The organism is Altererythrobacter sp. MTPC7 (assembly GCF_042851395.1).
Lineage (GTDB): Bacteria > Pseudomonadota > Alphaproteobacteria > Sphingomonadales > Sphingomonadaceae > CAJXSN01.
On the sequence record NZ_BTGS01000030.1, the window covers coordinates 1 to 6484 of the forward strand.

A 6484-nucleotide genomic window follows, 5' to 3' on the forward strand; every position below is an offset into this window, starting at 1 on the left:
TCGATCCTCGACCTGCCTTCAAAGCCAGCATCCCAAAGCACTTGGGCTGGCCCTCGGAAGGGGCCACAATTCTGCGGAAGGTCGCCGCGCTGGGCGCAGTCGGCGGCTATGTCGTAAATGTCCATCGTTGCAGTGAGGAAGGCCACCGATGGCGCGGCGCGGATCGCGCCGCTATCCATGATCGTGAGGCCAAAGCGAAATCCACGCTCCGTCATGGTCAGGAGGAATCGCCGCGCACCAATTTGTGTGCAATGCGACAAGAGAATGGCGGTGGTGAGGATGCAGGACATATCGGGCTTGCTGCCGTCCTCGATCCGGTCGGCCAGGATCGCACCCATATTCTCGTCAAAACGCGGGTCGTCGCGGTCGATCCCGGTATAGACTTCAAGCCCCTTCGCGCCGGAGAGAACGGCCTGAAAGGTGGCTGCGACCATAGACTGTATGTGGTCGCCATCGATTCCGTTTACAGGCGGTGATTTAGTGGTGCGCTTTCGGAATATATCCTTGAAACCCATGTCCCCCTGCCTCCGTCAACCTGATCTTAACCCAAAGTGTCGGAAATAGTAATTCGGCTATAGTCGGACTGTTAGCGATTCCGGCAACTAGATCAAGCGCCCATCGCAAATCAGTTCCCGCTCCTATAGAGCGAAACCTCTGCGGACGTGGGACGATTCCCACATTGCCCGCAACGCAGTCGGTCAATCAGCTCGTAGGCGAGCGTTGAGCGCGGCACATGATGCTGCGCGGCAAACTGACCTACGCGCTCGGTCACTGCATGGCCGCACCCACAGCGAATCCGCAGCCAGCAATTTTCCCGATACCAGAGCGGGTCAACCGGCTTCGGGCGATGATAGTTGGCGGCCATGCAGGCAATGAAGCACCGCGTCCCTGCGAGGGGTCAAGGGCCATGATCGGAATGCTGGGCCGGAACGGCAAAAGGGGCGCGCTGTCCAGACAGCGCGCCCCGATTTTTGGACCCAAAGACTGGCTTTGTAAGGGGGCCGATGGCGCGCCCCCGCGCCATCGGCCTGCACATCAAGCGGAACGGGACATTTCGCCTTCGTCCTCGTCCTGCTTGGGTGAAACCTTCTTAGACTGCATCGGCTGCGGAATCCAGTCCGATGGCAGACGGTCGGCCATCGCAACGGCGAGGTCCGCGCCCTTCATCTTCTTGCAGTTCTCAACGGCTCCGTCGCCGCATTCCTGCGCCAGCACTTCAAGCATCTTGCCTTTCCGCATCCGGTCGAAAAAGGCGACGGGCGGGGTCCAGGTGCGGCTCAAGTCGAGACTGGCCGCATCGGCGTAAGTGTCGGCATTGGCAATGCGCTTGTCGGCGCTGTAGCCATGCGGAATTGTGGCGTTGAGGCTCGATGCAACAAGGGCTGCGAGTAGCTGCATCTTGTCATCCTCGGCCATTGCCCGGATCGCCTCGAACCTGCCGATGGCCGGAATGTCGGCAAAGCGTTCCACCATCGAATCCTCAACGCGCCGGATCGTGCTGTTGGTCATAAGGTCATCATCAACAGCAGGGCGGCTTTGCTGGGCACCGATCTGCGAGGCAAGATCGTAGGAATAGGCGCCATGCACAAGCTGGGCGGTGAGGGTGTCCAGCAGCACGTCCAGCGCCAGTGCCGGGTTGCCCGCAACGGCCTCCTGCAAGGCCAGTGTGCGAATGCCGGTAAGCTGCTCGACCAGCGCCTTGGAATATGGCCCTTCATCGGCCTTCGCCTTCTTCTCCCCGCTGCCGGTCCCTTCGCGCTGCAACCGGACATGGCGGGTCTGCAAGGTTCCGGCATGGTCGAGATAGGCATAAACGGCGTTCTGCTCCCGCAATTCGGCGGGGAAGGACAAGCGGGCCTGCGCGATCTGTTCCAGTTCGTCGTGAAGCTGCTCAAGTTCCTCGCCGGTCGGTTCGCTATCCTCGATTTCCGCAATGCGCTCGTGCAGTTCCTCGATCCGCGCCGCTTCCTCGTCGGTAAGGTCGCGCTTGGCGGGGAAAAGGGTCGGGAGCGAATAGAGATTGTGGGGGTGCGAAAGCGAAACCTCGACCTGCTTCCAGCCCAAGTCCCTCAATTCCTGCTCGACGCTTTCCAGCTTCGCAATGGCCAGCTTTTCGACCAGTTCGGGGTCATCGGCATAACCATCGCCCTGCTTTGCGAACAGGTCGGCGGTGATCGTGCCGCCAGCCTCGGCGTATGCCTCGGCTCCGACAAAGAGAAACAGGCCATCGGCGGTCGCCAGCTTGTCGTCGGTGAGGGCTTCGCGGATTTTCCATGCGCGGTCGCCATGCGCCTCAAAAAGCTGCTCCTGCAAGGCGTGGTCATCCGTAACGGTAAGCGCGCGGGCTGTCTCGATGCTCAAGCGATCCTCGCCCATTGCATCGAGCAATGAGGGGGCGAGTGCGCCAAGCGCCAGCAGCTTGCGAACGTGCGAGACCGAATAGCCGAACCGGGCTGCAATATCCTCGGCGCTCTGGCCCTTGGCTCGCAATTCATTGAAGGCTCTCACGCTATCGGCGGGGTGCATCGCTTCGCGCTGCGCGTTCTCGGACAGCGACAATTCAATGGCTTCGGCCTTCGTGCGAATGGTGACGGGAACCGGAAAATCGGCCTCGATCTTCCCTGCATCGCGCAAGGCTTCCAGTGCGCGTAAACGCCTGCCGCCAAAGAAAACACGGTGCTTGCCGCGCTCTTTGTAAACGCCAAGGTTCTGCATCACGCCATTGGCCTCGATGTTGGCCGCAAGCTGCTCGATCCCCTCCGCGCTCGGTGCCACGCGCCTGACATTGGCGGGGGCGAGGGCAAGGGCGGAGAGTGCAACGGTGCTGGTGGTGGTCTTTGTCATGGTCGTAAATCCTGAATGAATTGAGGAAGTCCAGGGCGGCACGATTGCCGCCCCGGTGATGGCCGATCAGTATTCGTCGGCCCGAAGAATGGTGAGGATGCGGTATGTTACTGCCGGGTCGGCGGGGTCATCCGATCCGTAAACAAGCGCCTGATCGTAATAGTCGATCTTCCAGTAGCAGCGCGTTTCCTTCCAATCGAAGATACCGAAATCGCGCTGGCCGTAGGGGTCATTGTCGCCTGTGAAATCGGAGTAATCGCGCACGATCCGCAGCAGGTTGCCTTGGTCGATCCAGAACGGCGATGCGCCGCTATCCTCGATCATGGCTTGAATGCCCTGCGTCATCACGACTCGGCCCAGCAGGTTGTTGTTAGGACTGGCCCGCAAGCGGTCATTGAGAACCGCCACGCGCTCTGCGTATGCTTCCCGTTCTTCGGGGGTCATCTGTGCGAAATTGGTCATGTGCATTTTCCCTTTCTTCTGGTGAGCCGAAGGCGATGGCCCGCCATCGGCTTCTGCCCGCTGGCGAAGCCGGGGGATGGGAATGTGCAATTCAGAGCCGATTGCCGGGGAGGGGGATCACCCGGCCTGCACAAGTGAGCCTGCGAACGCGGAAGGCTGGGGACACCCCGGCAATCGCCAAGCGACGGCCCCAAGGGCCGGAGACGGTCCAGCTCTTGCACAGGGAAGGGGGGGCCGCCCCTTCCAGAACGAGACGACAAATCGCCGCCTGGGCGGCTCTATCGGGGTGCTGGCATCGCCGGCACACTGCGCGCCAGGCACAGCCAGGCGCGCTCAATCATGCCGCCGATCGCGCGCATGATCGTTCAGAGATTAGGGCCGGAATGATCCGCTGTGCGGATCCTCCGTCATCATTGCCTTAGCCCTGATTGTTACCCGAACGGGCCGAAACTGTTTGCAGGTTCGGTGAGGTTGGCGGCTCTGCCGCCTAGCGAATAAAGCAGGTTCACGGCTTCAGAGTAGGTTCGATGCTCTCAACGCTCCCGCTCATCCTCGCGGCTCGATTTGTCGGCTGAAGAACGCACCGGATCGGATCGGCCTGCCTGTCGATCTGTCTCACCGCGCCCTGTGTCTCGCTGGCGTTGCAGCTCGCGGTCCACTGCGGCCCCGATAGTGGCGAGGCGTTGAAGGGGCTGCATCCCCTGCATGTCGCGCACTGGAATCTGATTGGTCCGCGCCTCATCCAGCTTGCGCTGAAAATTATCAGGATTGGCAATGTCCTTGGTCAGCGCAAGGATTCGCGCGGCCTTCTCCCGCTCGGATTCCGGCGCGTCGGCAAGGCCCTTCTCGGCTTGTTTGACAGCCAATTGCGCTACATTGCCATGTTCGCGTTTCAGGTCGTCCAGTGACAGGAATGGCCCAAGCTGGGCTGGCCCTGATCCGCGCCCCTGCAACACCTGTATCTGCTCAAGGAGCAAATTGGTGTCGCGCTCGGCAATGATGCCGTGCTTGTGAAGGATCGGCGTAATCCGTTCTACTTCGCGCTGGATGAAGGCCGCTTCCTGCGGTGTGAACGGGCGGTTGCGTTCCTGCTCGACCAGAGCGCGGGCGCGCGGTTCGTCGGCTTCAGGCGTTCGGGACAGGTCGAAACGCTGGATCGCCTCGCCGCCCCTGCGATAGATCGTGAGACTATCGGCAAGGCGGTTGTCCTGAATCCGGTCCAGGGTGTCGAGCATACCGCGCAAGGCGTTCTGGTGGGCTTCGGGCGCGGTCATGCGGCCGACCCCGCGCGCTTCCTTCTGCGCTGCATAACGCTGCATGATGCCTAGCGCGGACATTTCCGGGCTAACAGCGAGCGCCCGCGCATCGGTCGTGTAACCTGCCTCACGGAACTGTTGCAGGGTGGCTGCGACCGTTTCCGCATTCCGCATGGTTCCTTCGACCATGACGTTCACCCCGCGCTGGGCGGCGTCTGCGATGGCTTTTTCAACCAGGCGTCCTGAATCGCGGTCGGTATAGAATGCCGCCGTCTGATCGTCGGCGCGCTGCAATCCTTTGTAGTGAGGCAGGTATGAGCGCAGATCATCACCGATGATCTTGGCCAAGCCGCCTTGGCCGGAAAATTCGCGCTCCGCCGCTTTCTGCATTGGAGTTTTACCCGATCCGGGCTGGCCACCCAGGACAACGGCTGTGGGCCGTTCAACGGGCTGGGCGTTCGCAAAAAGGCGGGGCGCGACACGCGCCTCATAGATGCCCTGCAATTCATCAGGCGCAAGGCTGTGCTTTTCGGGGTCGCGTTCCATGCGGCTGCTCAAGCCGCTACGGCAAGAGCCTCTGCCGCGTCACGCGCGCGGACCATTGCGCTGTATTCGAGCAACACCTGTTGCACGTTAGCGGAGTCGGTGACGTTCAGAGAGTGCATAACCGCTGTGGCCTGATCGGTCCGCATTTCGAGCCAGGCGATGCGGGCGGCATTTGGAGCCGGGGACTTTTCCTCAAGCCAAATCTGCTCGCTATAGCCAGCGATCACGTCATTGATGGCCTCAAGCGCCGCCTCGTAGGCAATCGCCTGATCCTGGGTCCACAAGGGGTATTGGGTGCCATCTGTCGTCATGTCGTCACCTTATAGCACTGGATGCTGAACGAATAAAGAACATAGCTGTTGGCCAGTAGTGTTCGCTGGTCATCGACCCGAACAGCGAACATCTGCTGGCCAATATCGGTTCCACCGCAGAACCGTGCCGGTGGCGAGCATGGCGCAGGAAAGATCGCGGCCATCGGCCAGCTCGCAGAACGCTCCGGTGCGGCTTCCTCCGGCTGATCCGGTGGACCGGCAGCGCATGGCAGGTGCGCTGACGCGAATGTGGGCGTATTGCGCGCCGGAAAAGCGATAAGTGCCGCGTGAACCGCCAAGCAGAGTGACCAGAGCGGTGGTTGCCGACTGCCCGGATGCCTTTGGGCATGGCTGACCAGGACGGCAAGATTCGTCGCGTTCGCGGGCCGCTATGCCGGCGATGCGAACGCGCGGGCCTTCCGCGCACCAAACAGGTCCGTCGCCATCTGCGACAAGGGTAGGGGTGCAGGCGAACAGGAGGCCAGCGGCGATGATTTGCGCGGGCATGGGTCAGCTCCCGCGAAGCGCGGAAATGAGGAACATGACGCCGCCAGCCAACATGCCAAGCTGGGCCAGGAGCAACAGCGAAGCCTCGGCCCACAAGAGAAGATCGCGGCCCTGCGGAGAAGCATCGTTGCCCTCGTTAAAATCGCGGCGCATTCGTGTTTCTCCGGGTCAGGGGTAAAAAGTCTGGTGAACAGCCGATTTACTATAGGTCACAACGTCCATTTATTGTCTTAGGACTATTTCCGATAGAATGGAAGCCGCGCCTAGTTCTGATCCGCCAGCAGGCGATTGCCCTGATCCGAAAGAGGATTGGGCGGGTGCGGTGGCGTGGCATGATGAGTTACGCAGAAACGTGCAGGCCAGCCACGCGATGCGATACATCGAAGATCGTGCCCAGGAACGGCGACGGTGGAACGAGCAATGGGCCGCGATAATGACCGGCGGAGCATCCCCATGTCCGCCTGCGGCAGCTCCCCGTCGCCTGTCGGTCCTGAAACAGTTGGCGAGCGCCTTCAAGGCGCTCGCCCGCCGCTAAATCCATTCCGGCGCGCCCCGGCC

At 61.3% G+C, this 6484-nt stretch carries 7 protein-coding genes; all 7 read right to left on the reverse strand.

Annotation, left to right across the window (positions count from 1 at the left end; genetic code table 11):
- Nucleotides 1-515 (reverse strand): hypothetical protein (locus tag ACGHJ7_RS14505; RefSeq protein ID WP_390479115.1); only part of this gene is annotated, 515 nt, incomplete at its 3' end.
- Nucleotides 516-1035: 520 nt separating this feature from the next.
- Nucleotides 1036-2844: a ParB/RepB/Spo0J family partition protein gene (locus tag ACGHJ7_RS14510; protein WP_390479117.1), complete on the reverse strand. Its 1809-nt coding sequence runs from the start codon at nt 2842-2844 to the stop codon at nt 1036-1038.
- A 66-nt stretch (nt 2845-2910) separates the two neighbouring features.
- Entirely contained in the window at nt 2911-3306 is a 396-nt protein-coding gene (locus ACGHJ7_RS14515; RefSeq protein ID WP_390479119.1) for a DUF3768 domain-containing protein, read from the reverse strand.
- Nucleotides 3307-3839: 533 nt separating this feature from the next.
- The gene (locus ACGHJ7_RS14520; protein WP_290488941.1) at nt 3840-5108 is read right to left on the reverse strand and encodes a zeta toxin family protein; all 1269 of its coding nucleotides are present in this window, start codon (nt 5106-5108) and stop codon (nt 3840-3842) included.
- An 8-nt stretch (nt 5109-5116) separates the two neighbouring features.
- The gene (locus ACGHJ7_RS14525) at nt 5117-5419 is read right to left on the reverse strand and encodes a hypothetical protein (protein WP_290488939.1); all 303 of its coding nucleotides are present in this window, start codon (nt 5417-5419) and stop codon (nt 5117-5119) included.
- Between the two features lie 69 nt (nt 5420-5488).
- Nucleotides 5489-5926, reverse strand: coding sequence for a hypothetical protein (locus ACGHJ7_RS14530; protein ID WP_305960162.1), 438 nt, complete (start codon nt 5924-5926; stop codon nt 5489-5491).
- Nucleotides 5927-5929: 3 nt separating this feature from the next.
- Complete coding sequence (locus tag ACGHJ7_RS14535) at nt 5930-6079, reverse strand: hypothetical protein (protein WP_305960161.1); 150 nt, start codon at nt 6077-6079, stop codon at nt 5930-5932.
- Nucleotides 6080-6484: the final 405 nt, after the last annotated feature.